This is a genomic window from Streptomyces sp. NPDC006140 (assembly GCF_040628815.1).
Classification (GTDB): domain Bacteria; phylum Actinomycetota; class Actinomycetes; order Streptomycetales; family Streptomycetaceae; genus Streptomyces.
The window spans coordinates 80,743-107,437 of the sequence record NZ_JBEXTS010000019.1; the positions used below are offsets into that span (position 1 = coordinate 80,743).

Below are 26,695 nucleotides of genomic sequence, written 5' to 3' on the forward strand. Positions count from 1 at the left end.
TGGCTTCTCACCCTGAGAGAAAGCGCATCGGATACTGCAAATACTCGGCTAAGTGGCGCTCCCATGGGTAGTGTGAACTGGCGCGGCTCGGTCGACAACCATCGAGTCCCTCACCGCGCAGCACATCAAACTCCATAATCCGGTTGTCAATGCGAGGGGGCCGAGACGTGTCTCAGTGGAGTAGTGCAACCGCGTGCGACGAGAAAGATCCTTGCAGTAGCATATCTGACTGGCGGGCGCAGGTCGGTCGAGTGGACCTGCTATCTGCCCGAGAAATGGACGTCTTTCGCCTCTTGGGCGCGGGCTGCTCCAATCGCGTCATTTCGGCCAGGTTGCAGGTGACGGAACGGACAGTGAAAGCGCATGTCGCTCACATACTCGCAAAACTGGAAGTGGAGTCCCGACTCCAGGCCGGCCTCGTTTCGTACGCCTATCATCACGAACGCGTAACCGCATGTCCGCTGCTGTCACTCGATTTACCATCGAGGTTTGGCCGCTGATTGATCCCGCGGTTCGCCCGCAATGTCCTCTGCTCCGCGGCTGCGCCGGGTTTCGCAAGCCCTGAGACTGCGGGTTTTCCTGCGAGTAATACGACGGAACCTGTCTCACCTTTCGCTCGCTGACTCCGTGAGTTGGGTCGCGGAACCTCAGTGAGGAACAACTCCAATTCACGTACATCAAAGTGCGCGCTCACAATGCCGCCGGGGGCGGCCACGGCGGCGAGTGGCACGGGTCGCGGCCAGGCCCGGTGCGGTGCGCCGCAGCAGAGGCTTGAGCTCCGCAGCCATGGCTCCTTGCGGGGGACGTGCGCGGAGACCGCCGGTCAGACAGCCAGCTCCCCGCCGTCAGCAGGTGTCCGCTCGCGCCGGGTCGGGCGAGGTAGGCGGTGGTGAAGAGGCTGCCCTCCTCCTCGGAGACGGCGTCGGTCCGGCCCGGTGGGCGGACTCGAAAGAGGGCTCCTCGCGCAGCAGGTCGTGTAGGGCCGCGTACCGGTTGATGGTGGCCGCGACAACCAGTCCCTGGGCCGCCCCCCTCGCCGAACGGCACGCAAGCCCCTGGTACCCGCGCAATCCACCGGCATCCAGCACGAATCCAGCACGGCAAAAATCCAGGGGCCTGACCCCGGAGAGTCAGACCCCATTTGACCTGCACGTTTGCTAGATCAGCGAAGTGGTGTCACGTCATCGGCTAGACGTTGAAGCGGAACTCCACCACATCCCCGTCCTGCATCACATAGTCCTTGCCCTCCATGCGGGCCTTGCCCTTCGCGCGGGCCTCCGCCACCGAACCCGTCTCCACCAGGTCGTCGAAGGAGATGACCTCCGCCTTGATGAAGCCCTTCTGGAAGTCCGTGTGGATGACGCCGGCCGCCTCGGGGGCCGTGGCGCCCTTCTTGATGGTCCAGGCGCGGGATTCCTTGGGGCCGGCCGTCAGGTAGGTCTGCAGGCCGAGCGTGCGGAAGCCGACGTGGGCGAGGGTGGCGAGGCCGGGCTCCTCCTGGCCGACGGACTGGAGGAGTTCGAGGGCCTCGTCCTCGTCGAGTTCGGCGAGGTCCGCCTCCAGCTTGGCGTTGAGGAAGATCGCCTCGGCGGGGGCGACCAGGGCGCGCTGCTCGTTCTTGAAGTCCTCGTCGGTCAGCTCGTCCTCGTCGACGTTGAAGACGTAGAGGAAGGGCTTCGTCGTCAGCAGGTGCAGGTCGTGGAGGAGTTCCGCGCGCTCGCTGCCCTGGACGATGCCGTGCGCGAAGAGCGTGTCGCCCTTCTCCAGGATCTCCTTGGCCTCCTCGACGGCCTTCACCTTCGGCGCGATGTCCTTCTTGATCCGCGACTCCTTCTGGAGGCGCGGCAGGACCTTCTCGATCGTCTGCAGGTCCGCGAGGATCAGCTCGGTGTTGATCGTCTCGATGTCGTCCTTGGGCGAGACCTTGCCGTCGACGTGCACGACGTTCTCGTCCTTGAAGGCACGGATGACCTGGCAGATCGCGTCGGACTCGCGGATGTTCGCGAGGAACTTGTTGCCCAGGCCCTCGCCCTCGGACGCGCCGCGCACGATGCCGGCGATGTCGACGAAGTCGACCGTGGCCGGGAGGACCCGCTGGGAGGAGAAGATCTCCGCCAGCTTCGTCAGGCGGGGGTCGGGGACGCCGACCACACCCACGTTGGGCTCGATCGTGGCGAACGGGTAGTTGGCCGCCAGCACGTCGTTCTTGGTCAGGGCGTTGAACAGGGTCGACTTGCCGACATTCGGCAGACCGACGATTCCGATCGTGAGCGACACGTTGCGACTTCCCGTGAGTGGAGAGGGCCAGGAGGCCAGGAGACCGGCCGATCCACCAGTCTACGGCGTACCCGGAACCGACCCGGGAGGCGTATCGAACGCTTGGCCAAGCCTCGGCCCACGGCGTGTCTGACGGGCCATTCGGCATATTGAACGACCTAAGTTGGTGCGGTGGAGCAATACAGGACGCGACCTGCCCAGTACGGACCGCGACGTGACCGGCCGAGGCCGCCCCTGCCGCCCCAGGCGAAACGGGGAGCGGGCGGCGGGTCCGTGCGCACGGCCCGGCCGCCGGGCCAGCAGCGCCGCCCGGCGCCGGTCCGGCGGCCCGCGCCCGCACCGGCCCCCAGCGCCGGGCGGATGCCCAACCCGCGGCTGACCGGGCTGGGCAGCGGGTTGTTCTGCGCGGTGGTGATGTTCCTGCTGGGCGCGCTGTGCGCCGCGTTGTTCGGGGCGTCGCTGACGGCGTACGGCGTGCTGTTCCTGCCGGTGTGCGTGCTGACCGCCCTCTGGGTGCGCCGGGGGGACCTGATGACCGCGCCCGTGGTCGTGCCCATCGCCTTCGCCGTGGGCCTGCTGCCGGTGGCCGAGGGCGACGGAGGCGTCGGCGGCAGGCTGATGGGACTCGTGACCGCGCTCGCCACGCAGGCCGGGTGGCTGTACGGCGGGACCCTGATCGCCGGGCTGATCGTGATCGTCCGGCGGATCAGGCTGGTGCACCGGCGGCGCACGGCCGGGGCCCGCACGCCGGTGTGACACGCGCCGGGCCCCCGGGCCCTGGCAGACAGCCCTAGTGTCCGGCCGCCCGCATCGCCGCGCCCACGATGCCCGCGTTGTTCTGCAGCTGCGCCGGGACGATCTCCGCCTTGATGCCCTCGATGTAGGGCAGGAACTTGTGGGACTTGCGGCTCACACCGCCGCCGATGATGAACAGGTCCGGCGAGAACAGCATCTCCACATGGGCGAGGTACTTGCGCACGCGGTGCACCGCCCAGTGCTCCCACGTCATGTCGTGGTCCTCGCGGGCTTTGCTGGAGGCGCGCTTCTCCGCGTCGTGTCCCTCCAGCTCCAGGTGGCCCAGCTCGGTGTTGGGGACGAGGACGCCGTCGACGAAGACCGCGCTGCCGATGCCCGTGCCGAACGTCAGCAGGATCACTGTGCCCCGGCGGTCGCGGCCGGCGCCGAAGTGCAGCTCGGCGATGCCCGCCGCGTCCGCGTCGTTCACCACCGTCACCGGCAGGCCGCCCAGCCGCTCGCCGAGGAGCGCCCGGGCGTCGGTGTCGATCCAGCTGTCGTCGACGTTCGCCGCCGTGCGGATCGTGGCTCCGTCGGTGACCACGCCCGGGAACGTGATCCCGACCGGTCCCGTCCAGCCGAAGTGGTCGACGACCTGCCTGACGCCGTCGGCCACCCCGTCGGGCGTGGCCGGGTGCGGGGTGAGGACCTTGTGGCGCTCCTGCGCCAGGTCGCCCTTGTCCAGGTCCACCGGGGCACCCTTGATCCCGGAACCGCCGATGTCCACACCGAAGATCTGCATGGCCCTACGTTACGACGAACGACTGACAGTCACAGGCCGGACAGCGGTGGCTGCCCGGCCTGTCCCCGATCACTCCCCGGAATCCTCACCGGTCCCGGCCCCGCCGCGCTCGGCGACCAGCGCCGCCGCCTCCTCGCGCAGGTCGCGGCGGAGCTCCTTCGGCAGGGAGAACGTGATGGACTCCTCGGCGGCCTTGACGATCTCGACGTCCTCGAAGCCGCGCTGCGCGAGCCACTCCAGGACCTGCTCGACCAGGATCTCCGGGACGGAGGCGCCCGAGGTGACGCCCACCGTGGACACGCCCTCCAGCCAGGCCTCGTCGATCTCGTCGGCGAAGTCCACGAGGTAGGCGGCGCGGGCGCCCGCGATCTTGGCGACCTCCACGAGCCGCTTGGAGTTGGAGGAGTTGCGCGAGCCGACCACGATCACCAGGTCCGACTCGGCGCCCATCTGCTTCACGGCCAGCTGGCGGTTCTGCGTGGCGTAGCAGATGTCGTCGCTGGGCGGGGAGATGAGCTGCGGGAACTTCTCCTTCAGGGCGTCGACGGTCTCCATGGTCTCGTCGACGGAGAGCGTGGTCTGGGAGAGCCAGACGACCTTGGACGGGTCGCGGACCTCGACCTTCTCGACGTCGCCCGGGCCGTCGACGAGCTGGATGTGGTCGGGGGCCTCGCCGGAGGTGCCGATGACCTCCTCGTGGCCCTCGTGGCCGATCAGGAGGATGTCGTAGTCGTCGTTGGCGAAGCGGACGGCCTCCTTGTGGACCTTGGTGACCAGCGGGCAGGTGGCGTCGATGGTGGCGAGCTTGCCGCGCTCGGCCTCCTCGTGGACGACCGGGGCCACGCCGTGCGCCGAGAACATGACGATGTTGCCCGGAGGGACCTCTTCCGTCTGCTCGACGAAGATCGCGCCCTTCTTCTCCAGGGTCTGCACGACGTACTTGTTGTGGACGATCTCGTGGCGGACGTAGACCGGAGCGCCGTACTGCTCCAGCGCTTTCTCGACGGCGATCACGGCGCGGTCCACACCCGCGCAGTAGCCACGGGGGGCGGCGAGCAGGACACGGCGGCCAGGCGAAGCAGACATGCGTCCCATCGTAAGGCCGCGTTCGGCGGGTCGGAGATCGCGCCGCTGTGGAGTCCCTGGGAAGACTGACAGGGCGTGACGTGACTGACGGGACCCCGGGGAGCGGAGGTCAGGATGACCGAGACCGGGACGGCGGCCCCCGCGACCGGTGGGGAGCACGCCCTGCGGCGCGGTCTCGGCTTCCGGGACTTCGTCGTCTACGGGCTGCTGTTCATCGCTCCCATGGCCCCGGTCGGCGTGTTCGGCACGCTGGACGCCAAGGCGCACGGCGCGGTCGCGCTGGTGTACCTCGTCGCCACGGTCGCGATGGCGTTCACCACGTTCAGCTACGCCCAGATGGTCCGGGTCGTCCCGCAGGCGGGCTCGGTCTTCGCCTACGCGCGCGTGGGGCTCGGGAAAGCGTGGTCGGCTGGTTCGCGGTACGGCGGCGGGGCGGGGCGGTGAGCTGGTCGCGGCACGTCCTGGTGCCGGTGACGGGAGCGGTGATCACCGCCGCCGTGATCGTGACGGCATCCAGCACGGCCCAGACGACCGGCGCGGTGTGGCTGGCGGCCGGGCTGATGGTGCTGGCGACCCAGAAGCGCCACAGATCGACGACGCCACCCCCGGCAGACTGAGCGATCGGGCTAGCCACCGGGCGACGCCGGACAGGCGCTGCGTCCGAGCGGCTGACCGACCGCACCTCCCACCGCCCGGCGGCGCCGGACAGAACCCAGCGGCCAGCGGCTGACCAGCCGCACCTCCCACCGCCCGGCGCCTGCCGGCCGCACCTCGCGCCGCCGGGCGCCAGCCGGCCGGGCCCCGCGCGCCCGGGCAGCCGACGAGCGGCCCACGCGGCTTCCTGTGCGGCCGGCGTGTCCCACACGGCCGGACGGCCGGACCCGGTGCCCCGCTCGGCTGACCGTCCGGGTCCGCGCGGCGAGCGGCTGACGGCCCACGCCCCGTAAAGCCGGGCGGCAGCCGCTCAGGCCCGCGCGCCCCGGTGGCCGGCAGGCCGGGCCCTGCACGCCCTGCCCTCCCCCGCGCTGCTGTCGGCCGGCCCCGCCCCTCCCCCCGGTCGGCTGATCGGGATTGTCGGTGGTGGCCACTACGCTCGCGGGCATGGCTGTGAACACGACTCCGGAATCCCCGCTGCCCGTCGGTGAGGTGTCGCGGCTCATCGGGGGGTGGATCGACCGGCTCGGGGCGGTGTGGGTCGAGGGGCAGATCACGCAGTTGTCGCGGCGGCCGGGCGCCGGTGTGGTGTTCCTGACGCTGCGGGACCCCTCGTACGACATCTCCGTCAGCGTGACCTGCTACCGGCAGGTGTTCGACGCCGTCGCGGACGTGGTCAGCGAGGGTGCCCGGGTCGTCGTCCTGGCGAAGCCCGAGTGGTACGCCCCGCGGGGGCAGCTGTCACTGCGGGCCGCCGAGATAAGGCCCGTAGGGGTCGGGGAGCTGCTCGCGCGGCTGGAGCAGCTGAAGAAGGCCCTGGCGCGGGAGGGCCTGTTCGCGCCGGAGCGCAAGAAGCCGCTGCCGTTCCTGCCGCAGCTGATCGGGCTGGTCTGCGGACGGGCCTCGGCCGCCGAGCGGGACGTGCTGGAGAACGCCCGGCACCGCTGGCCCGCCGTCCGCTTCGAGGTGCGCAACGTCGCCGTCCAGGGCGTGCACGCCGTACCGCAGGTCGTGCAGGCAGTGAAGGAGCTCGACGCGATCGAGGACGTGGACGTGATCATCGTCGCGCGCGGCGGCGGCAGCGTGGAGGACCTGCTGCCGTTCTCCGACGAGCAGCTGGTCCGGACGGTCGCGCAGTGCCGTACGCCCGTGGTCTCGGCCATCGGCCACGAGCCGGACAACCCGCTGCTGGATCACGTGGCTGACCTGCGCGCCTCCACCCCGACCGACGCCGCCAAGAAGGTCGTACCGGACGTCGGCGAGGAGTACGAGCGGGTGCGGCTGCTGCGGGACCGGGCGCGGCGGTGCGTGGCGGCGCTGCTGGACCGGGAGGAGCGCGGCCTGGCGCACGCGCTCGCGCGGCCGTCGATACAGGACCCGCACCGGATGATCGACGAGCGCGCCGACCACGTGGCGGACCTGCTCGACCGCGGCCGGCGCTGCCTGCGGCACCAGCTGGACCGCGCCGACTCCGAGCTGACGCACACGCACGCGCGCGTGGTGGCCCTCTCCCCCGCCGCGACGCTGAAGCGCGGGTACGCCGTGCTGCAGAAGGCGGACGGGCACGCGGTCCGCGACCCCGGCGAGGTGGCGGCCGGCGAGGCCCTGCGCGCGCGGGTCTCCGAGGGTGAGTTCTCCGTACGAGTCGACACATAGGGTGGGTGGATGACCAGCGAGGTGGAACAGGCGCCGGGCACGGACGAGGCGCTCGGGTACGAGCAGGCGCGGGACGAGCTGATCGAGGTCGTCCGCCGTCTGGAGGCGGGCGGTACGACGCTGGAGGAGTCCCTCGCGCTCTGGGAGCGGGGCGAGGAGCTGGCCAAGGTGTGCCGACGGTGGCTGGACGGGGCGCGGGCACGGCTGGACGCGGCGCTGGCGGAGGAGGCCGCGGAGGACGAGGACGCCGAGTAGTCCCGGTGGTGCGGTGCGAGGGTGACCTATGACACCCCGACCTTAGTTGAACGTTGAACTTCATTCGCGTACGGTCGAAGACGTCAGCCGATCTCCCGGACCAGTCGCGAGAAAGTGCATCCATGTCCCTCGTCCTTGACCCCGCAGCCCAGGACCTCCTGTTCCGCGAGGCCCGCACCGCCAACACCTTCACCGACGAGCCGGTGACCGACGAGCAGGTGCAGGCGATCTACGACCTGGTCAAGTACGGCCCGACCGCCTTCAACCAGACCCCGTTGCGCATCACCCTGGTCCGCTCCCCCGAGGCCCGCGAGCGCCTGGTCGGGCACATGGCCGAGGGCAACCGCGCCAAGACCGCGAGCGCCCCGCTGGTCGCGATCCTCTCCGCGGACAACGAGTTCCACGAGGAGCTGCCGCACCTGTTCCCGGCCTTCCCGCAGGCCAAGGACGCCTTCTTCGCCGAGCGCCCCGCGCGGGAGAGCGCCGCCGCGCTGAACGCCGCCCTGCAGGCCGCGTACTTCATCGTCGGCGTCCGCGCCGCCGGTCTGGCCGCCGGCCCGATGACCGGCTTCGACTTCGAGGGCGTGCGCAAGGAGTTCCTGGACGACGACCACACCCCGCTGATGGTCGTCAACATCGGCCGCCCGGGCCCGGACGCCTGGTACCCGCGCTCCCCGCGCCTGGAGTTCGACCAGGTCGTCACGACCGTCTGAGCGACGTACACGAGAAAGGCCCCCGGTACAGCCGGGGGCCTTTCTCATGCGCACTGCGGTCTCACTTCGTCTCCAGCGCGTCCGCCATCTTCGTCAGCTGCGCGAACGACGCGGTGCCCGTGACGACCGTGGTCGAGCCCTTGGTGCCCTCCAGGACCAGCGCGTCGTACCGGCCGCCCTCCCAGCGGGTCCACGTCCGGCCGTCGATCTCCTCGGTCTTCCCGGTCTCCCGCGCGCCCTGCGTGGCCTCGTCGAGGAAGACGGGGCGCCGCTGCGTGGACTGCTCGACCGCCACGTACTCCCCTTCGGGGTCGTGGAAGCCGAGGTGCCAGGTGTCGAACTCGTCGGCCTGGTAACGGACGGAGGTGGCCTTCCAGGTGTCGGGCAGCCCCTGGGGCGCGGCGATGGGGTACGGGGCGGCGCGGCGTGCCGTGAGCAGCTCGACCCGGTAGTCGACGCGCTTGAGGTCGGGCGGGCTGTCGTCGTGCGGGATGAAGAGGTATATGACGCCCGCCACGAGGACGATGACCCCCATCGAGAGGATCATGTCCCGAGCCGTCTTCTGCTTGCCGTTCGTGCCTGCCACGCCCCCTATCGTCGCAGGTCTCGGCGGCGCTCATCCGTGGGGGCCCCTGCTCATTTTGCGGGATCGGCGATAGAGTCGGGCGAACAACACCCTCATCCGGCCGTCGTCGTACAGAAAGGTGCGCTCCGATGACCGAGCATCATCACTTGCCGTCCGAACTGGATGTGCCCTCCGAGGCCCCCGACCGCAACCTCGCCCTGGAACTGGTCCGGGTCACCGAGGCGGCGGCGATGGCCGCGGGCCGCTGGGTCGGACGCGGTGACAAGAACGGCGCCGACGGTGCCGCGGTGCGTGCCATGCGGACCCTCGTCTCCACCGTCTCGATGAACGGCGTCGTCGTCATCGGCGAGGGCGAGAAGGACGAGGCCCCGATGCTGTTCAACGGGGAGCGCGTGGGCGACGGCACCGGGCCCGAGTGCGACATCGCCGTCGACCCGATCGACGGCACCACGCTGACCGCCAAGGGCATGACGAACGCGATCGCGGTGCTGGCCGCCGCCGAGCGCGGGTCGATGTTCGACCCCTCCGCCGTCTTCTACATGGACAAGCTGGTCACCGGGCCGGAGGCGGCCGACTTCGTCGACATCAACGCGCCGGTGTCGGTGAACATCCGCCGGGTCGCGAAGGCCAAGCGGTCCGCGCCCGAGGACGTCACGGTGGTGATCCTGGACCGGCCGCGGCACGAGGGCATCATCAAGGAGATCCGGGACACCGGTGCGCGCATCAAGCTGATCTCCGACGGCGATGTGGCCGGCTCGATCCTGGCGCTGCGGGAGGGCACCGGGGTCGACCTGCTACTCGGCATCGGCGGCACGCCCGAGGGCATCATCTCGGCCTGCGCCGTGAAGTGCCTGGGCGGCACGATCCAGGGCAAGCTGTGGCCGAAGGACGACGAGGAGCGGCAGCGGGCGGTCGACGCGGGGCACGATCTCGACCGGGTGCTGACGACGGAGGACCTCGTCACCGGGGAGAACGTGTTCTTCGTGGCGACCGGCATCACCGATGGTGAGCTGCTGCGGGGCGTGCGCTACCGGGCGGAGACGGCGACGACCGACTCGATCGTGATGCGCTCGCGGTCGGGCACGGTGCGCAGGATCGATTCGGAGCACCGGCTGTCCAAGCTGCGGGCGTACAGCGCGATCGACTTCGACAAGGGCAAGTAGCCGGTGGCACGAAGGGCGTCCCCGGTGCGGTGGGGACGCCCTTTCGCGCAGCTTGTCTGTCAGCCGGCCGCCGCTATGCGGTTCGCCGAGCGGGCCGTCTTCTTCAGCTCCAGGTCGCGGCGGCGCCGCCGGGCCAGGACCACGCGGCGCTCGGCGGCGGTGAGGCCGCCCCAGACGCCGTAGGGCTCGGGCTGGAGCAGGGCGTGCTCGCGGCATTCGACCATGACCGGACAGCGGGCGCAGACCCGTTTCGCCGCCTCTTCCCGGGAGAGCCGGGCGGCCGTGGGCTCCTTGGAGGGGGCGAAGAACAGCCCGGCCTCGTCACGCCGGCACACCGCCTCGGTGTGCCACGGGGCGTCCTGATCCCTGTCTCGCGCTGGCACCCGCGGGGCCGGAACGGCAGCGACCTGCAGGGACGAATGCGGCGGTTGCAGCACGGTCTACTCCTGACGACGGCTTCGCGAGCGAGAGACGATGCAGCAAGGCCTACCCGCTGTGCGCGCGCCTATGCACTGAGTTCCGAACCGCCGGTTTATGGGGATTCGCGACTGTCAATGCCCCAGGTGTTTGCGCAAACTCTTGTCGACCTTGCGCTGCACCCGGTCCAGGATGTCCGCGACGACCTTGCCGCGCCGGGGCCGCGCCTCGACGCTGCCCATGACGGCCCAGCCGTCGACGTAGACGACCGGGGCCTCCGGTTCGCCCGAGTCGAGGGTGTCGACCTCGAAGCTGCCGAGCACGCCGCCGCCGATGCCGCGCAGCGACACGTTCTCCGGGACGCGGATGTCGACGCTGCCGAAGATCGCGAAGGACTTGACGACGACCTGCTGGTGGTCGAAGAGGGCCTCGCTGAGGTCGATCTCGACGCTGCCGAAGATCGCATAGGCGTGGATCCGGCGGCCCGCGCGCCAGCGGCCCTTGCGGACGGCGCCGCTGAAGATCGCGACGACATTGTCGTCCGGCTCGATCGGGATGGCGCCGGCCGTGGGGCGGTGGGGGGCCGGGCTCGGGGCCGGGCCGGGGCCCCGGCGGTGGGCCGCGGGCAGGTCCCGTATGAAGACCTCCAGCTCACCGACCGTCTTGGCGCGCAGCACCCCCTCGACCCGCTCGGCGTGCTCGTCCACGGTGAGCCGGCCCTCGGCGAGGGCGTCGTGCAGGATGTCGGCGATCCGGTCACGCTCGGCGTCGGAGGCGCGGAACTCGGAGACGGCGGGCGCGGTCTGCGTGCCAGGGCCGGCCTGCTGGTGAGGGTCCTGCTTCTGAAGGTCCACGACAGCAGCGTACCGAAACACGATAGATCGCGACACCCCCGTTGACGGACCTGTATCGCGGCCGACTGTGACGAACTGAGCCTTACCTCACAAGCTCACGGCCACCGGCGGGGTTCTACTCTGGTGGGCGCTCGCCGATGGAGGCGGGCCGCCGTCCGTAGAGTGAGGAATGGGCTGAGATGCCTGAGTTCGCGTACACCGATCTGCTCCCCCAGGGAGAGGACACCACCCCGTACCGGCTGGTGACCTCCGAGGGTGTCTCCACGGTCGAGGGGCCGGACGGACGGACCTTCCTCCAGGTGGAGCCGGAGGCGCTGCGCAAGCTCGCCGAGGAGGCCATCCACGACATCCAGCACTACCTGCGCCCGGCCCACCTGGCGCAGCTGCGCCGGATCATCGACGACCCCGAGGCGTCGGGCAACGACAAGTTCGTGGCGCTGGACCTGCTGAAGAACGCGAACATCGCGGCGGCGGGCGTGCTCCCCATGTGCCAGGACACGGGCACGGCGATCGTGATGGGCAAGCGCGGCCAGAACGTGCTGACGCGGGGCCGTGACGAGGAGGCCCTCAGCCGCGGCATCTACGACGCGTACCAGAACCTCAACCTGCGCTACTCGCAGATGGCCCCCCTCACCATGTGGGAGGAGAAGAACACCGGCTCCAACCTCCCCGCGCAGATCGAGCTGTACGCGACCGACGGCGGCGCCTACAAGTTCCTCTTCATGGCCAAGGGCGGCGGCTCGGCCAACAAGTCGTTCCTGTACCAGGAGACGAAGGCCGTCCTGAACGAGTCCTCCATGATGAAGTTCCTGGAGGAGAAGATCCGTTCGCTGGGCACGGCCGCCTGTCCGCCGTACCACCTGGCGATCGTGGTCGGCGGCACGTCCGCCGAGTACGCGCTGAAGACCGCGAAGTACGCCTCCGCGCACTACCTGGACGAGATCCCGGCCGAGGGCTCCGAGCTGGGGCACGGCTTCCGGGACAAGGAGCTGGAGCAGAAGGTCTTCGAGCTGACGCAGAAGATCGGCATCGGCGCGCAGTTCGGCGGCAAGTACTTCTGCCACGACGTGCGCGTGGTCCGCCTGCCCCGGCACGGCGCCTCCTGCCCGGTCGCCATCGCGGTGTCCTGCTCCGCCGACCGCCAGGCCGTCGCGAAGATCACCGCCGAGGGCGTCTTCCTGGAGCAGCTGGAGACGGACCCGGCGCGGTTCCTGCCGGAGACGACGGACGAGCAGCTCGACGCCGACGGTGACGTCGTCAGGATCGACCTGAACCAGCCGATGGACGACATCCTGGCCGAGCTGACCAAGTACCCGGTGAAGACGCGGCTCTCGCTGACCGGCCCGCTGGTCGTGGCCCGCGACATCGCGCACGCCAAGATCAAGGAGCGGCTGGACGCGGGCGAGGAGATGCCGCAGTACCTGAAGGACCACCCGGTGTACTACGCGGGTCCGGCGAAGACCCCCGAGGGCTACGCGTCGGGCTCCTTCGGCCCGACCACGGCCGGCCGCATGGACTCCTACGTGGAGCAGTTCCAGGCGGCGGGCGGCTCCAAGGTGATGCTCGCCAAGGGCAACCGCAGCAAGCAGGTCACCGACGCGTGCCACGCCCACGGCGGCTTCTACCTCGGCTCCATCGGCGGCCCGGCCGCGCGCCTCGCCCAGGACTGCATCAAGAAGGTCGAGGTCGTCGAGTACGAGGAGCTCGGCATGGAGGCCGTCTGGAAGATCGAGGTCGAGGACTTCCCGGCGTTCATCGTCGTGGACGACAAGGGCAACGACTTCTTCCAGGACCCGGCACCGCAGCCGACGTTCACGTCCATTCCGGTACGGGGCCCCGGACTCGCCTGAGAAAGGGCGGTGACGAATCGCCTCCACGGGGAACAGTGGTCGCGGCGCTGACGCTGTGACACGTGGAGGTGATCGTCGATGACCGACGAGCAGGACAGGACCGAGTACCGCACCGAGCACGACTCCATGGGCGAGGTCCGGGTGCCCGCCCACGCCAAGTGGCGGGCCCAGACCCAGCGGGCCGTGGAGAACTTCCCCGTCTCCGGGCAGCGCATCGAGCGGGCGCACATCGAGGCCCTCGCCCGGATCAAGGGCGCGGCGGCCAAGGTCAACGCCGAGCTGGGGGTCCTGGACAAGGACGTCGCCCGGGCGATCCAGGACGCGGCCGGGGAGGTCGCCGAGGGCAGGTGGGACGAGCACTTCCCCGTCGACGTGTTCCAGACCGGGTCCGGGACCTCGTCCAACATGAACACCAACGAGGTCATCGCCACCCTGGCGACCGAGCGACTCGGGCGTCCCGTGCACCCGAACGACGACGTCAACGCCTCCCAGTCGTCCAACGACGTCTTCCCGTCCTCCATCCACATCGCCGCCACCGCCGCGGTGACGCGGGACCTGGTCCCGGCGCTGGAGCACCTCGCCGCCTCCCTGGAGCGCAAGGCCGAGGAGTTCGCGGACGTCGTGAAGTCGGGGCGGACGCACCTGATGGACGCCACGCCCGTGACCCTGGGCCAGGAGTTCGGCGGGTACGCCGCCCAGATGCGGCACGGGGTCGAGCGGCTCCAGGCGTCCCTGCCCCGGCTCGCCGAACTCCCCCTCGGCGGTACGGCCGTCGGCACCGGCATCAACACCCCGCCCGGCTTCTCCGCCGCCGTCATCGAGGAGGTCGCCCGCACCACCGGGCTGCCCCTCACCGAGGCGCGGGACCACTTCGAGGCGCAGGGCGCCCGGGACGGCATCGTCGAGACCAGCGGGCAGCTGCGGACCATCGCCGTCGGACTGACGAAGATCGCCAACGACCTGCGGTGGATGTCCTCCGGGCCGCGCACGGGCCTGGCCGAGATCACCCTGCCCGACCTCCAGCCCGGCTCCTCGATCATGCCGGGCAAGGTGAACCCGGTCATTCCCGAGGCCGTGCTCATGGTGTGCGCGCAGGTCGTCGGCAACGACGCCACCGTCGCCACCGCCGGCGCCGCCGGGAACTTCGAGCTCAACGTGATGCTGCCGGTCATCGCGAAGAACGTGCTGGAGTCGATCCGGCTGCTCTCCAACGTGACGCGGCTGCTCGCCGACCGCACCGTCGACGGCATCACCGCGAACCGCGAGCGCGCGCGGGAGTACGCCGAGTCCTCCCCCTCCGTCGTGACGCCGCTCAACAAGTACATCGGGTACGAGGAGGCCGCGAAGGTCGCCAAGAAGGCCATGGCCGAGGAGAAGACGATCCGTCAGGTCGTCCTCGACAGCGGGTACGTGGAGCGCGGGGACCTGACCCAGGAGCAGCTAGACGAGGCGCTGGATGTCCTGCGGATGACGCACCCGTGACGTTTCGCGGCGCACGTACGCCCGGCGCGTGAACCGTGACACGCGCCGCAGCGTCGTATGCCTATGGCACCTAATATCTGTGCATGGCAGACGGTGGAGCGGTGAGACGCGTGGAAACGGGTGGTGCGGCAGGCTTCTGGGCACCCGGGAGCCGGATCCTGTGGCGGTACCGGGAGAACGGCGGCACGCACATCCACATCGCGCGCCCCGTCACCGTCGTACGGGACGACGCGGAGCTGCTCGCCGTGTGGCTGGCGCCCGGCACCGAGTGCGTGAAACCCGTGCTCGCCGACGGCACCCCCGTGCACCTGGAGCCGCTTCCGACGCGCTACACCAAGCCGCGGGCCGTGCAGCGCGACCGGTGGTTCGGCACGGGCGTGCTGAAGCTCGCCCGGCCCGGCGAGCCCTGGTCGGTGTGGCTGTTCTGGGAGCCGGGCTGGCAGTTCAAGAACTGGTACGTGAACCTGGAGGAGCCGCTGTCCCGTTGGGCGGGCGGCGTCGACTCGGAGGACCATTTCCTGGACATCTCGGTCCATCCGGACCGCAGTTGGCACTGGCGCGACGAGGACGAGTTCGCCCAGGCCCGGAGGGACGGGCTGATGGACGACCAACAGGCCGAAAAGGTACGGACGGCGGGGCGGGCCGCGGTGGAGGTGATCCGCGCCTGGGGGCCGCCGTTCTCGGACGGCTGGCAGGACTGGCGCCCGGATCCGTCCTGGGGGGTACCGTCACTGCCGGAGGACTGGGATCGTACGCCCGCGCATCTGTCCTCATGAGACCCTTGCTGCGCCCCCGGGCAAGAAACGTAGGATCGTCCTCCGCAAGGGCGCGCGGCGGCAACTACCGGAGCACGCGCTGAGCTTGACCGATCGTCACCGAGGGGCGGCAGGACGTGAGCGAGGGGTACGAGGGCAACACCGGCAGGGCCTGCGCCACAGGCTCCAGGGGCCGTCAGACGGCCTCTGCGGGCCACAGACGGTCCGCCGGTGGCACAGGAACAACCTCTGACCACGCGGGAATTCCGTTCCTGGGGCACGTATTCCGGGTATCGGAGTTTCGGCGGGACCAACTGCGCGCGCGGCGCGCAGCCCCGGACGGATGGATTCGACACGCGTGACGGAGCAGCCGACCTCCTTCGAGCGCCCCCAGCCGGGCGTCGACCCCGCGGACCCCCGCGGGGCGCTCGTGCATACCTCGACACCGGCGCGTGCGCCCGGCGCGGGCGCCTTACCGGCACAGAGCCGCTCCGGCGGCGAAGTCACCGCCCCGGTCACGACGGCGCACCGCACGCCGGGCACGTCGGAGCCGGGCACCTCCACGCCGTTCGGCAAGGGCAAGGACACCGTGAGCGACCCCGCCTCCGAGCACTCCCAGCCGGGTGCCGAGCAGACCGCCGAGCGCGACACCCCTCGGCCGCGCCCCGCCCCCGAGCACATTCCGCTGCAGCCGGCCGATGAACAGGACCGGCAGGCGCCGAGCGCCGACGGGCAGGAGCGCCGCTCCGGCCAGAGCCTGCCGCCGGGCCGGCCCACGCCCATGCGGCGGGACGGTGACCGGCTCAGGTTCGTCGGGGCCGCCACCCGGCGGATCGCCCGCGGCATCGACCTCGACGAGATCGTGATGGGGCTGTGCCGGGCGACCGTGCCCACCTTCTCCGACGCGATCCTGGTCTATCTGCGCGACCCGCTGCCCGTCGGCGACGAGCGGCCCACCGGCCCGCTCGTGCTGCGGTTGCGCCGCACCGACCGGATACCGGCGGAGCGCGACACCGAGAACGGCTTCCTGCCGGCCGCGCAGCCCGAGCCGAACGAGCTGGACACGGTCGGCGCCGAGCTGTGCGAGGTGCGTCCCGGCAGCGCGCTCGCCGAGGTCCTGCGGGGGGTGCGCCCGGTGTTCACCGACGCCCCCGCGGCGCGCGCCGCACTGCCGGAACTGCTCGGCGAGGGCGGCGAGTTCGCCGTGCCGGACGGCCAGCGCGCGATCCTCGCGCCGCTGCGCGGCCGGCGCCGGGTGATCGGTGCCGCGCTGTTCCTGCGCCGCCCCGAGCGCATCGCCTTCGAGCCGGACGACCTGCTGGTGGCCGCCCAGCTCGCCACGCACAGCGCCCTCGGCATCGACAAGGCCGTGCTGTACGGCCGCGAGGCCTACATCGCGGACGAGCTGCAGCGCACCATGCTGCCCGAGACGCTGCCCCGCCCCACGGGCGTACGGCTCGCCTCCCGTTACCTGCCGGCGGCGGAGACCGCCCGGGTCGGCGGTGACTGGTACGACGCGATCCCGCTGCCGGGCAGCCGCGTCGCCCTGGTCGTGGGTGACGTCATGGGCCACTCCATGACGTCGGCCGCCATCATGGGCCAGCTGCGAACCACCGCCCAGACGCTCGCCGGCCTCGACCTGCCGCCGCAGGAGGTCCTGCACCACCTCGACGAACAGGCCCAGCGCCTCGGCGTGGACCGCATGGCGACCTGCCTGTACGCCGTCTACGACCCGGTATCGCACCGCATCACCATCGCCAACGCCGGCCATCCGCCGCCCGTCCTGCTCCACCTGGGCGGTCGCGCCGAGGTGCTGCGTGTGCCGGCCGGTGCGCCCATCGGGGTCGGCGGCGTCGACTTCGAGGCGGTCGAGCTGGACGCGCCCGCCGGGGCGACCCTGCTGCTGTACACCGACGGCCTGGTCGAGTCGCGCCTCAGGGACGTGTGGACCGGCATCGAGCAGCTGCGGGAGAAGCTCGCCGCGACCGCGCAGCTCACCGGTCCCGACCACCCGCCGCCCCTGGAGGCGCTGTGCGACGAGGTGCTCGACATGCTCGGCCCGGGCGACCGGGACGACGACATCGCGCTGCTCGCCGCCCGCTTCGACGGGATCGCGCCCAGCGATGTGGCGTACTGGTTCCTGGAGCCGGAGGACGCCGCTCCCGGCCGGGCCCGCCGGCTGGCCCGGCGCGCGCTGCAGCGCTGGGGCCTGGAGGAGCTGAGCGACTCCGTGGAGCTGCTCGTCAGCGAGGTCGTGACGAACGCCGTGCGGTACGCGTCCCGGCCGGTCACGCTGCGGCTGCTGCGCACGGACGTGCTGCGCTGCGAAGTCGGGGACGACGTCCCGCAGTTGCCGCGGCTGCGGCAGGCCCGGGCGACCGACGAGGGCGGACGCGGGCTGTACCTGGTGAACCGGCTGGCCCGGCGCTGGGGCGCGACCCGGCTCAGCACGGGCAAGGTGGTGTGGTTCGAGCTCAACCGCAGCTGACCGTCATGGACACGTGACGGTCAGCCGGCTCTCAACGCATGGATCCTTTCCGGCTGATGAACGGGATCTTCCCGCGCCGTAGGGCCAGGCCCGCGGCGAGGAGGAGGCAGAGGGCGGCTGCGGCGAACAGCACCACCACGGTGGGCGCGACCCACGCGGGAACGAGATCGACGACGCCATGCTCCGTGTGACGGACCTGGCGGGCGGGGAGCAAGGAGACGGCCTGGCCGGGATATCCGAAGACCGAGATCACGCCGTACATGTTGATCAGCCAGGCGACGCTCGCGAGGAGCAGTGCCGCTTCCGCCAGGGCTCCGTGGGCCGCCTCGGCCAGCAGCAGCCGCTGGGTCCACTTCAGCATGATGGCCTTGGCGATCAGCACCCCGATGGCCAAGACGGTGGTGGCCAGTACGACGACCAGCATGCCGCCTCTCCTTTCACCGGTCGTCCGGAACACGGTCCCGCTGAACCGCATCGCCATGTGCGAGGGCGCCCGGCATGTCGCCGGGCGCCCTCGTGTGTCGCTACTGGTCGCCGCCGAATCCCGGCGGCTCCAGGCTGGAGCCGTCCGTCGGCCTGAGCGTCGGCTCGACCGTGGGCGGCTGCGTGGTCGGCGTCTGGGACGGAGCCTGCGTCGTCGGAGTCTGGGACGGCGGCTGCGTCGTCGGCGTCTCGGACGGTTTCTGGGTCGTCGGTGTCGCCGACGGCTCCCGTGTCGTCGGCGTCGGGGACGGAGTCGGCGTCCAGGTCGGCTGGACGGCCGCTCCCTGGTCGGTCTCCAGGTCGAACTCGGCGTCCGAGGACGTCACGGCGAACATGTACGCCGCCCAGATCTGCGCCGGGAAACCACCGCCGTTGACCCGGGGCTCGCCGCCCGCCTTGTACATCGGGACCTGCGGGTGCGGCGGCTTGTCGTCCTCGCCGAACAGTCCGACCGACGTGACCAGGTCGGGCGTGTAGCCGGTGAACCAGGCCGACTTGTTGTCGTCGGACGTGCCCGTCTTGCCCGCGACCTGCTGCCCGTCCCGCGCGGCGTTGCCCTGCACGGACTTCTTGGCCGTACCGTCGTCGACCACGCCGGTCAGCACCGACGTGACCGTGTCGGCGGCCTCGCGGCTGATGACCTGCTCACCGACCGGGTCGGGGAAGGTGACCGTCCGGGTGTTGTGCTCGACCGACTTGACGAGCGCCGGGGTGACCTTCTTCCCGTGGTTGTCGAGGGTCGCGTAGACACCGGCCATCTGCAGCGGGCTCGCGCCCATGGTGCCCAGGGTCTGCGCGGGCACGGCCTCCATGTTCTCGGTGTCCATGCCGAGCTTGCCGGCGACCTTCACGACCTCCGGCATGCCGACGTCGACGCCCATCTGCGCGAAGACGGAGTTGATGGAGTCGTTCATCGCCCGCTGGACGGTGACCTTCCCGTAGCTCCGGTCGTCCTCGTTCTCCGGGGCGAACCCGACCTTGGTGCCGTTGTCGACGACCGGCCGCTTGCTCGTGCCGTCGTAGACCGTGTTCGCCCTGATCGGCCTGCCGTCCTGGGTCTTGGCGTTCTCCTCCAGGGCGGCGGCCAGGATGACCGGCTTGAAGGTGGAGGCGGGCTGGTAGTCCGTGCGGGTCGCGTTGTTGAGGTAGTGCTTCAGATAGTCCCTGCCGCCGTACATCGCGACGACCGCGCCCGTCTTCGGGTTCACCGAGGCTGCGCCGGCCTGGACGTCCGCGTCGACCTTCCGCGTCTTCGGGTCCAGCTTGCTGTCCAGCTGCTTCTTGACGGCCTTCTCCAGGGCCGCCTGCTTCTTCTTGTCGATGTTCAGGGTGAGGGTCCAGCCCCCCTGTTCCACCATCGCCTGGGCCGTCTTCAGGTCCTCGGCGGTGCCCTGGGCGACCAGCTGCCTCTCCAGCGCGGCATCGGCCGACTTCACCAGGTAGCCGGTCTGGCCCTCCAGGCTGGGGTCGTTCTTGGGCGGCTCGGGCACCGGGAACGTCATGGCGTCGCGCTTGGCCTTGCTCAGCCAGCCCTCCTCGACCATGTTGTCCAGGACGTAGTTCCAGCGGGCCTTCACCAGCCTTTTCCCCGTCGGGGAGGCGACCGCCCAGTCGTACTCGCTCGGGGCCTGGAGCAGCGCGGCGAGGTAGGCGCCCTGCTCGACGTCGAGGTCCTGGGCGTCGACGCCGTAGTAGGCCTGGGCGGCGGCCTGGATGCCGTAGGCGCCACGGCCGTAGTAGCTGGTGTTGATGTAGCCGGCCAGGATGTAGTCCTTGGACTTCTCGCGGTCCAGCTTCAGCGAGATGACCAGTTCCTTCAGCTTGCGCGAGACGGTCTGTTCCTGCGTCAGGTAGTAGTTCTTGACGTACTGCTGGGTGATGGTGGAACCGCCTTGGGCGCCCTTGCCGGTGACCGTGTTCAGCAGGCCGCGGGCGGTGCCCTTCAGGTCGACACCGGCGTCCTTGTAGAAGGTCTTGTTCTCGGCGGCGACGAAGGTCTTCTGGACGGGCTTGGGGATCTTGGCCAGGTCCACGATCTCGCGGTTGCGGTCACCCGTGCGGGCCAGGAGCGTGCCGTCGCTGTACTTGTAGACGTTGCTCTGCCACTTGGCGTCGGCGTTCCCCTCGGGGATGCCGATCACCATGTACAGCACGATGAAGGCGCCCATGCCCAGCAGGCACAGGCCGAGGAAGGTGCCGAGGATCTTCTTCCAGGTGAAGAGCCTGCGTATGCCGCTCTTCCCGGTCGCGGCCGACGAACGGCGGCGCTTGGGTGCCGCCCGGCGCCCACCGCGCTGTCGGGCGCGTCTCTCTTCCGCTCGTCCCATGGGTCCGATCCGCTCCGCTTCGTTCATGTGTGCTCATGTGTCACACAGGTTCGCCGCCTCAGGTCAGCTCAGAAAGCTAACACCGGGAGATATGAGATAGGCCTGCCGATCCGACCCTTTGCGGACGTGACAATCAGCACCCACCCCAACGGAACCGACGTACGAGACACCCGCAGGGTTGCCAGAATGCAGAAAAGTGATATCACTTAGCTAGACGGAAGCTATGCAGGCGTGGCTTCCCGCGAGGAACGGGGGATCACCCATGTCCACACACCAACCGCAGGTCACCGCCGACGTGCCCGAGATGCCGGCGCCCCGGGTCCGGGAGTTCGCCGCGCACAGCATCGGCGGCGGGCTCGCCCTGCTGCTCGGCCTGCTCGGGCTGCTGGCCGGCGCCGGCCTGATCGCGGCCGCCACGGCGGTGGACGCCACCGGCGCCAAGGCCGGCCTGATCATCGGCGGCATCCTGGTCGCGCTCGCGGCGTTCCTGGCCATGTGCGGGCTGAACATGGTGGCGCCCGGCGAGGCCCGGGTCGTCCAGCTCTTCGGCCGGTACCGCGGCACGATCCGGCAGGACGGCCTGCGCTGGGTGAACCCGCTCACCTCGCGCACGAAGATCTCGACCCGCGTCCGCAACCACGAGACGGCCGTCCTGAAGGTCAACGACGCCTACGGCAACCCGATCGAGCTGGCCGCGGTCGTGGTGTGGCGCGTCGAGGACACCGCCCAGGCGACCTTCGAGGTGGACGACTACATCGAGTTCGTCTCCACGCAGACCGAGGCGGCCGTGCGGCACATCGCCATCGAGTACCCCTACGACGCCCACGAGGAGGACGGCCTCTCGCTGCGCGGCAACGCCGAGGAGATCACCGAGAAACTCGCCGTCGAACTGCACGCGCGCGTGGAGGCGGCCGGCGTGCAGATCATCGAGTCCCGCTTCACGCACCTCGCCTACGCCCCCGAGATCGCCTCGGCGATGCTCCAGCGGCAGCAGGCCGGGGCGGTCGTCGCGGCCCGGCGGCAGATCGTCGACGGCGCGGTGGGCATGGTCGAGGCCGCGATCGCCCGGATCACCGAGCGGGACATCGTGGAGCTGGACTCCGAGCGGAAGGCGACGATGGTCTCCAACCTGATGGTGGTCCTGTGCGGCGACCGCGCCGCCCAGCCGGTCCTCAACACCGGGTCCCTGTACCAGTGACGGTGCCTCCCGAGGGCCCGGGTCAGCGCCGCCGGCCGCAGCAGCAGCGCAAGCAGGTGCTGCTGCGGCTGGACCCGGCGGTGTACGAGGCGCTGGCGCGGTGGGCCGGGGACGAACTGCGCTCGGCCAACGCGCAGATCGAGTTCCTGCTGCGGAAGGCGCTGGCCGAGGCCGGGCGGCTGCCGCGCGAGACGGGGCCGCTGCCCCGGCGCGGCCGCCCGCCCCGCGACCCGGAGCAATAGCCTGTTACGGAACCGTGACAACAGCCCCCGACCTGCGCTCACGCACCACCCGCCAGGAACTGCACACTCGGCGTATACATGCCGCGTATACACCCCGTGTACAGTCCCGGTCATGTCCATCGGTCACACTCTCCTGGGGCTCCTGGAGTCCGGCCCGCGGCACGGTTACGACCTGAAGCGGGCCTTCGACGAGAAGTTCGGTCATGACCGGCCGCTCCACTACGGCCAGGTCTACTCGACGATGTCCCGGCTGCTGAAGAACGGGCTCGTCGAAGTCGACGGCATCGAGCCGGGCGGCGGGCCCGAGCGCAAGCGGTACGCCATCACCGAGGCCGGCATCACCGACGTCGAGCGCTGGCTCGCCACGCCCGAGAAGCCGGAGCCGTACCTCCAGTCGACCCTCTACACCAAGGTCGTCCTCGCGCTGCTCACACACCGGGACGCCGCCGACATCCTCGACAACCAGCGCGCGGAGCACCTGCGCAGCATGCGGATCCTCACCGACCGCAAGCGCAAGGGCGACCTGGCCGACCAGCTCATCTGCGACCACGCCCTGTTCCACCTGGAGGCGGACCTGCGCTGGCTGGAGCTGACCGCGGCCCGGCTGGACAAGCTCCGTGCGGCGGTGACCCGGTGACCGCTCCCGCCGGTTCGCTCCTCGTCGCCCGGGACCTGCGCAAGGCGTACGGGCCGACCACCGCGCTCGACGGTGCCGAGTTCTCCATCCATCCGGGCGAGGTCGTCGCCGTGATGGGCCCCTCCGGGTCGGGCAAGTCGACGCTGCTGCACTGCCTCGCCGGGATCGTCACGCCCGACTCGGGCTCGATCACGTACGACGGGCGGGAGGTGACCGCGATGAGCGACGCCGAGCGCAGCGCGCTGCGGCGCTCCGCGTTCGGGTTCGTCTTCCAGTTCGGCCGGCTCGTGCCGGAACTGACCTGCGTGGAGAACGTCGCGCTGCCGCTCCGCCTGAGCGGATCCTCCCGCAAGGAGGCCGAGCGGACCGCGCTGGCGTGGATGGAGCGGCTGGAGGTGGACGACCTGCGCAAGAAGCGGCCCGGGGAGGTGTCCGGCGGCCAGGGGCAGCGGGTCGCCGTCGCCCGCTCGCTGGTGACGAACCCGCGTGTGGTGTTCGCCGACGAGCCGACGGGCGCGCTCGACTCGTTCAACGGCGAGCGCGTGATGGAACTCCTCACGGACGCCGCCCGGTCCGCGAACACGGCCGTGGTGCTCGTCACGCACGAGGCCCGGGTGGCCGCCTACTCCGACCGCGAGATCGTCGTACGGGACGGCAGGTCCCGGGACATGGAGCGCGTCGTATGAGTGCCGGGCAGTGGGGCCGGGATCTGGCCATGGGGGCCCGGTTCGCCTTCGCGGGCGGGCGCGAGGGGTGGATCCGGGCGCTGCTCACGGCCGTCGGCGTCGGACTCGGCGTGGCGCTGCTGCTGCTCACCACCGCCATCCCGAACGCGCTGGCGGAACGGGACCGGCGGGAGGAGGCGCGCAGCGACCACACCTTCAGCCAGCAGGAGATACCGAAGGCCGACAACACCCTGATCGTGCTGGACACGGACACCACGTTCCGCGACCGGGACGTGCGGGGGCGCATGCTGGAGCCCGAGGGCCCGCGCGCTCCGCTGCCGCCGGGGCTCGCGGAGTTCCCGGCCAAGGGCGAGATGGCCGTCTCCCCCGCGCTGAAGGAGCTGCTCGGCTCCGACGACGGGAAACTGCTGCGCGAGCGGCTGCCCTACCGGATCACGGGCACCATCGGCGAGCAGGGGCTCATCGGCTCCCAGGAACTCGCCTACTTCACGGGCGGACAGGGGCTCGCCGACCGGCTCGGATCGGCCAGCGGGGCGCGGATCGACCGCTTCGGCAATGCGGACCTGGCGGCGTCCGACCCCTGGGACCCGGTCCTGTTGCTGCTGGTCCTGGTCGTCTTCGTGGTGCTGCTGATGCCGGTCGCCGTGTTCATCGCCGCGGCCGTGCGGTTCGGCGGCGAGCGACGCGACCGCAGGCTCGCGGCGCTGCGGCTGGTCGGCTCCGACAGCCGGATGACCCGGCGCATCGCCGCCGGCGAGGCCCTCGCCGGGTCCGTGCTGGGACTCGTCCTCGGTACCGGGTTCTTCCTGCTCGGTCGTCAGCTGGCGGCCTCCTTCGAGGTGTTCCGCGTCAGCGTCTTCCCGAGCTACCTGAACCCCTCGCCCCTGCTGGCCGCCCTGGTCGCGCTGGCGGTGCCGACGGCCGCCGTGCTGGTGACCCTGCTCGCCCTGCGCGGGGTGGTCATCGAGCCGCTCGGCGTGGTGCGCACGGCCAGGCCCGCGCGGCGCCGGCTGTGGTGGCGGCTGCTGCTGCCGCTGGGCGGCCTCGCGCTGCTGTTCCCGATGGTGGGCCAGGGCGGTGACGAGGGAACCTTCAACCAGTACCTCGTCGTCGGCGGTGTCATGCTCCTGCTCGTCGGGGTCACGGCCCTGCTGCCGTGGGTGGTGGAGACGGTCGTCGCCCGCCTCGGCTCGGGCGGGGTCGCCTGGCAACTCGCCGTGCGCAGGCTCCAGTTGAGCAGCGGCGCGGCGGCCCGCATGGTCAACGGCATCGCGGTCGCGGTGGCCGGGGCGATCGCGCTGCAGATGCTGTTCGCCGGGGTGGAGGGCACCTACACCGCGGCGACGCGCTACGACGTCTCCCGCGCCCAGATGCAGGTGCACGTGCCGGACGACCTCGAACTCGCCTCCACCGCCCAGAAGTTCCGCGACACCAAGGGCGTCCGCAAGGTCACCGCCATGGGCGAGACCTACCTCTCCGACGGGCGCAGCGACACGGATGCCATCATCCAGGTCACCGTCGGCGACTGCGCCACCCTGCGCGAGGTGGCCACGCTGCCCTCCTGCCGCGACGGCGACGTCTTCGCCGTGCACGGAGGGGAGTACGACACCGACCCGGCCGGGCTCGCCCAGCCGGGCAAGAAGCTGTGGTTCGACGGCGTGAACGACGGCCGGCCCGGGGAGCGCTTCTCCTGGACCGTGCCGCGGGACATCCGGCCGGCCGAGTCCCGCGAGGACCCGACCGGCACCAAGCGGGGCGGCATCCTGGTGACGCCGGGCTCGCCGTTCGCGACGCTCGCGCAGTTCGCCGAGAAGGAGCTCTACCTCAGCCTCTCCCCCGGCGAGCCGGACGCGTACGAGTACGTGCGCAACACGGCGGCGGCCATCGACCCCTTGGCCGACCCCATGGTCTGGCACGCCGTCGAGCGCAACGACCGCTACGCCACCATCCGCACCGGCCTGTCCGTCGGCGCCGCGTGCGTGCTGGCGCTGATCGGGGCGAGTCTGCTGGTCTCGCAGCTGGAGCAGTTGCGCGAGCGCCGCAAGCTGCTGTCGGCCCTGGTCGCCTTCGGCACCCGGCGCCGCACCCTCGGCCTGTCGGTGCTGTGGCAGACGGCCATCCCGATCGGCCTCGGCCTGCTGCTCGCCGCGGCGGTGGGCATGGCCCTGGGCGCGGTCCTGCTGCGGATGGTCAACACGTCCGTCCGGGTGGACTGGCCGAGCGTGCTGTCCATGACGGGCATCGGCGCGGGCGTCGTCCTGGTGGTGACGCTGCTGAGCCTGCCACCGCTGCTGAAGATGATGCGGCCGGACGGGCTGCGCACGGAGTAGGGCCCCTTGAGGGGGCAGGGCCTCAGGCGTCCTGGTCCAGGACCCGTACGGGCAGGGGCCGCAGGGCCTCCCGCAGCGCCGCCGCCAGTTCCTCGTACTCGGCGCCGCGCGCGGCCCCCGCCCGCATCGCCAGCGCGATACGGCGGGTGGGGGCCGGGTCGGCGAAGTACCCGGTGAGGAGCTGGTTGCTGCGGGAGGTCTCGACCTTGACGGCGGTGCGCGGCAGCAGCGTGACACCGAGGCCGCCGGCCACCAGCTGCACCAGCGTGGACAGTCCGGCGGCCGTCGTGGTGACCGGCACGTCGTCGCGACCGGCCTCCCGGCAGATGTCGAGGGCCTGGTCGCGCAGGCAGTGCCCCTCGTCCAGCAGCAGCAGGTTCAGCTCGCGCAGCGCCTCACGCGGGATGCCCTCGCGTCCGCCGAGCCAGTGCTCGAGCGGGGTGACGAGCACGAAGTCCTCGTCGAACAGGGGCAGTTCGGCCACGCCCGGCACGCCCAGAGGCACGGCGAGCAGCAGCAGGTCGAGCCGGCCGCCGGCGAGGCCATCGAGCAGGTTGGCGGTCTGCTCCTCGTGCACCTGGAGGTCGAGGTGCGGATACCGGTCGTGGACCAGCCGCAGCACGGTGGGCAGCAGGTAGGGCGCCACGGTCGGGATGACCCCCAGCCGCAGCGCCCCCGTGAACGGCGCGCGCACCGCCTCGGCCTCCTCCATCAGGGCGCCCACCTCCGCCAGCACCGCCTTGGCCCGTACGGCGATCCGCTCCCCCTCCGGCGAGAGCAGCACCTTGCGCGTCGTACGCTCCAGGAGCGTCACTCCGAGTGTCTCCTCCAGCGCCGAGACGGCGCCCGAGAGGGCGGGCTGGCTCATGCCGATCGCCCCTGCGGCGTCCCGGAAGTGCAGGTGCTCGGCGACGGCGGCGAAGGCGCGCAACTGGGCGAGACTGGGCTGCCTGCGCTTGTTACCGACAGCCACTGATAACTACCTCCGATCAACTCGACCGAGTGTAGCTATTTCCGTA

General features: G+C 70.9%; 25 protein-coding genes and 1 pseudogene. 17 read left to right on the plus strand and 9 right to left on the minus strand.

The annotated features are described in order from the left end of the window. Window positions 1-149: 149 nt before the first annotated feature. Window positions 150-500, plus strand: coding sequence for a helix-turn-helix transcriptional regulator (locus ABZ386_RS35670; protein ID WP_356505375.1), 351 nt, complete (start codon window positions 150-152; stop codon window positions 498-500). Window positions 501-1,188: 688 nt separating this feature from the next. On the opposite strand, the gene ychF is transcribed toward ABZ386_RS35670, so the two are convergent. Continuing rightward, window positions 1,189-2,277 carry a redox-regulated ATPase YchF gene (ychF, locus tag ABZ386_RS35675; protein ID WP_114255058.1) on the minus strand — a complete coding sequence of 363 codons (1,089 nt, stop codon included), beginning with the start codon at window positions 2,275-2,277 and terminating at the stop codon, window positions 1,189-1,191. Window positions 2,278-2,448: 171 nt separating this feature from the next. Here ychF and ABZ386_RS35680 point away from each other — a divergent pair, with 171 nt between their 5' ends. After that, entirely contained in the window at window positions 2,449-3,033 is a 585-nt protein-coding gene (locus tag ABZ386_RS35680; protein ID WP_351345363.1) for a DUF6542 domain-containing protein, read from the plus strand. A gap of 34 nt (window positions 3,034-3,067) precedes the next feature. On the opposite strand, the gene ppgK is transcribed toward ABZ386_RS35680, so the two are convergent. Both ppgK and ABZ386_RS35690 read right to left on the minus strand, forming a co-directional pair. Then, window positions 3,068-3,814 (minus strand): polyphosphate--glucose phosphotransferase, encoded by a 747-nt coding sequence (gene ppgK / locus ABZ386_RS35685; RefSeq protein ID WP_358967738.1) that lies wholly within the window; start codon window positions 3,812-3,814, stop codon window positions 3,068-3,070. Between the two features lie 69 nt (window positions 3,815-3,883). Continuing rightward, window positions 3,884-4,909, minus strand: a complete 1,026-nt coding sequence (locus tag ABZ386_RS35690) for a 4-hydroxy-3-methylbut-2-enyl diphosphate reductase (RefSeq protein ID WP_351345369.1) — start codon at window positions 4,907-4,909, stop codon at window positions 3,884-3,886. A 105-nt stretch (window positions 4,910-5,014) separates the two neighbouring features. On the opposite strand from ABZ386_RS35690, the pseudogene ABZ386_RS35695 reads away from it, so the two are divergent. From ABZ386_RS35695 to ABZ386_RS35715, 5 genes and pseudogenes are all read left to right on the plus strand, one after another. Beyond that, window positions 5,015-5,299: pseudogene (locus ABZ386_RS35695) on the plus strand (amino acid permease); the annotation flags it as partial. 41 nt (window positions 5,300-5,340) lie between these two features. Beyond that, the gene (locus tag ABZ386_RS35700) at window positions 5,341-5,517 is read left to right on the plus strand and encodes a hypothetical protein (RefSeq protein WP_355714674.1); all 177 of its coding nucleotides are present in this window, start codon (window positions 5,341-5,343) and stop codon (window positions 5,515-5,517) included. A 484-nt stretch (window positions 5,518-6,001) separates the two neighbouring features. Then, entirely contained in the window at window positions 6,002-7,210 is a 1,209-nt protein-coding gene (gene xseA, locus ABZ386_RS35705) for an exodeoxyribonuclease VII large subunit (RefSeq protein WP_351345375.1), read from the plus strand. Window positions 7,211-7,219: 9 nt separating this feature from the next. Next, window positions 7,220-7,465, plus strand: a complete 246-nt coding sequence (locus ABZ386_RS35710; protein ID WP_114255053.1) for an exodeoxyribonuclease VII small subunit — start codon at window positions 7,220-7,222, stop codon at window positions 7,463-7,465. Between the two features lie 122 nt (window positions 7,466-7,587). Beyond that, window positions 7,588-8,178, plus strand: coding sequence for a malonic semialdehyde reductase (locus tag ABZ386_RS35715; RefSeq protein ID WP_114255052.1), 591 nt, complete (start codon window positions 7,588-7,590; stop codon window positions 8,176-8,178). Window positions 8,179-8,239: 61 nt separating this feature from the next. Here ABZ386_RS35715 and ABZ386_RS35720 read toward each other — a convergent pair whose 3' ends face one another. Next, window positions 8,240-8,764, minus strand: coding sequence for a DUF4245 domain-containing protein (locus ABZ386_RS35720; protein ID WP_356505367.1), 525 nt, complete (start codon window positions 8,762-8,764; stop codon window positions 8,240-8,242). Window positions 8,765-8,892: 128 nt separating this feature from the next. On the opposite strand from ABZ386_RS35720, the gene glpX reads away from it, so the two are divergent. After that, a complete protein-coding gene (gene glpX, locus ABZ386_RS35725) occupies window positions 8,893-9,927 on the plus strand; it encodes a class II fructose-bisphosphatase (RefSeq protein WP_351345385.1) in 1,035 nt (344 codons plus the stop codon). A 59-nt stretch (window positions 9,928-9,986) separates the two neighbouring features. Here glpX and ABZ386_RS35730 read toward each other — a convergent pair whose 3' ends face one another. Both ABZ386_RS35730 and ABZ386_RS35735 read right to left on the minus strand, forming a co-directional pair. Next, window positions 9,987-10,364 carry a WhiB family transcriptional regulator gene (locus ABZ386_RS35730; protein ID WP_031119678.1) on the minus strand — a complete coding sequence of 126 codons (378 nt, stop codon included), beginning with the start codon at window positions 10,362-10,364 and terminating at the stop codon, window positions 9,987-9,989. A gap of 114 nt (window positions 10,365-10,478) precedes the next feature. Next, the gene (locus ABZ386_RS35735) at window positions 10,479-11,198 is read right to left on the minus strand and encodes a DUF1707 domain-containing protein (RefSeq protein WP_355714684.1); all 720 of its coding nucleotides are present in this window, start codon (window positions 11,196-11,198) and stop codon (window positions 10,479-10,481) included. A 179-nt stretch (window positions 11,199-11,377) separates the two neighbouring features. Between ABZ386_RS35735 and ABZ386_RS35740 the strand changes: the two genes are divergently transcribed. The 4 genes from ABZ386_RS35740 (at window position 11,378) to ABZ386_RS35755 (ending at window position 17,773) form a co-directional block, all read left to right on the plus strand. Continuing rightward, window positions 11,378-13,048: a fumarate hydratase gene (locus ABZ386_RS35740; protein WP_351345392.1), complete on the plus strand. Its 1,671-nt coding sequence runs from the start codon at window positions 11,378-11,380 to the stop codon at window positions 13,046-13,048. Window positions 13,049-13,126: 78 nt separating this feature from the next. Continuing rightward, complete coding sequence (locus ABZ386_RS35745) at window positions 13,127-14,530, plus strand: class II fumarate hydratase (RefSeq protein ID WP_351345395.1); 1,404 nt, start codon at window positions 13,127-13,129, stop codon at window positions 14,528-14,530. Window positions 14,531-14,613: 83 nt separating this feature from the next. Next, window positions 14,614-15,306 carry a DUF402 domain-containing protein gene (locus tag ABZ386_RS35750; RefSeq protein WP_351345398.1) on the plus strand — a complete coding sequence of 231 codons (693 nt, stop codon included), beginning with the start codon at window positions 14,614-14,616 and terminating at the stop codon, window positions 15,304-15,306. Between the two features lie 322 nt (window positions 15,307-15,628). After that, window positions 15,629-17,773 (plus strand): SpoIIE family protein phosphatase, encoded by a 2,145-nt coding sequence (locus ABZ386_RS35755; RefSeq protein WP_351345401.1) that lies wholly within the window; start codon window positions 15,629-15,631, stop codon window positions 17,771-17,773. Window positions 17,774-17,804: 31 nt separating this feature from the next. Here ABZ386_RS35755 and ABZ386_RS35760 read toward each other — a convergent pair whose 3' ends face one another. Both ABZ386_RS35760 and ABZ386_RS35765 read right to left on the minus strand, forming a co-directional pair. Beyond that, the gene (locus tag ABZ386_RS35760) at window positions 17,805-18,197 is read right to left on the minus strand and encodes a hypothetical protein (protein WP_351345403.1); all 393 of its coding nucleotides are present in this window, start codon (window positions 18,195-18,197) and stop codon (window positions 17,805-17,807) included. A gap of 100 nt (window positions 18,198-18,297) precedes the next feature. Next, complete coding sequence (locus ABZ386_RS35765; RefSeq protein ID WP_358967743.1) at window positions 18,298-20,583, minus strand: transglycosylase domain-containing protein; 2,286 nt, start codon at window positions 20,581-20,583, stop codon at window positions 18,298-18,300. A gap of 262 nt (window positions 20,584-20,845) precedes the next feature. On the opposite strand from ABZ386_RS35765, the gene ABZ386_RS35770 reads away from it, so the two are divergent. From ABZ386_RS35770 to ABZ386_RS35790, 5 genes are all read left to right on the plus strand, one after another. After that, window positions 20,846-21,781 (plus strand): SPFH domain-containing protein, encoded by a 936-nt coding sequence (locus ABZ386_RS35770; RefSeq protein WP_351345409.1) that lies wholly within the window; start codon window positions 20,846-20,848, stop codon window positions 21,779-21,781. Continuing rightward, a complete protein-coding gene (locus ABZ386_RS35775; protein ID WP_351345412.1) occupies window positions 21,778-22,023 on the plus strand; it encodes a hypothetical protein in 246 nt (81 codons plus the stop codon). Before ABZ386_RS35770 ends, ABZ386_RS35775 begins: the two co-directional genes overlap by 4 nt. Window positions 22,024-22,135: 112 nt before the next feature. Beyond that, window positions 22,136-22,660 carry a PadR family transcriptional regulator gene (locus ABZ386_RS35780; RefSeq protein WP_351345414.1) on the plus strand — a complete coding sequence of 175 codons (525 nt, stop codon included), beginning with the start codon at window positions 22,136-22,138 and terminating at the stop codon, window positions 22,658-22,660. Then, window positions 22,657-23,346 (plus strand): ABC transporter ATP-binding protein, encoded by a 690-nt coding sequence (locus ABZ386_RS35785; RefSeq protein WP_351345416.1) that lies wholly within the window; start codon window positions 22,657-22,659, stop codon window positions 23,344-23,346. Before ABZ386_RS35780 ends, ABZ386_RS35785 begins: the two co-directional genes overlap by 4 nt. Continuing rightward, window positions 23,343-25,676 (plus strand): FtsX-like permease family protein, encoded by a 2,334-nt coding sequence (locus ABZ386_RS35790; protein WP_358967745.1) that lies wholly within the window; start codon window positions 23,343-23,345, stop codon window positions 25,674-25,676. The genes ABZ386_RS35785 and ABZ386_RS35790 overlap by 4 nt, the downstream gene beginning before the upstream one ends. A 22-nt stretch (window positions 25,677-25,698) precedes the next feature. Here the strand turns inward: ABZ386_RS35790 and ABZ386_RS35795 are convergent, their stop codons facing one another. Next, on the minus strand, window positions 25,699-26,649 hold the full coding sequence (locus ABZ386_RS35795; protein ID WP_358967748.1) for a LysR substrate-binding domain-containing protein: 951 nt from the start codon (window positions 26,647-26,649) through the stop codon (window positions 25,699-25,701). Window positions 26,650-26,695 lie beyond the last annotated feature (46 nt).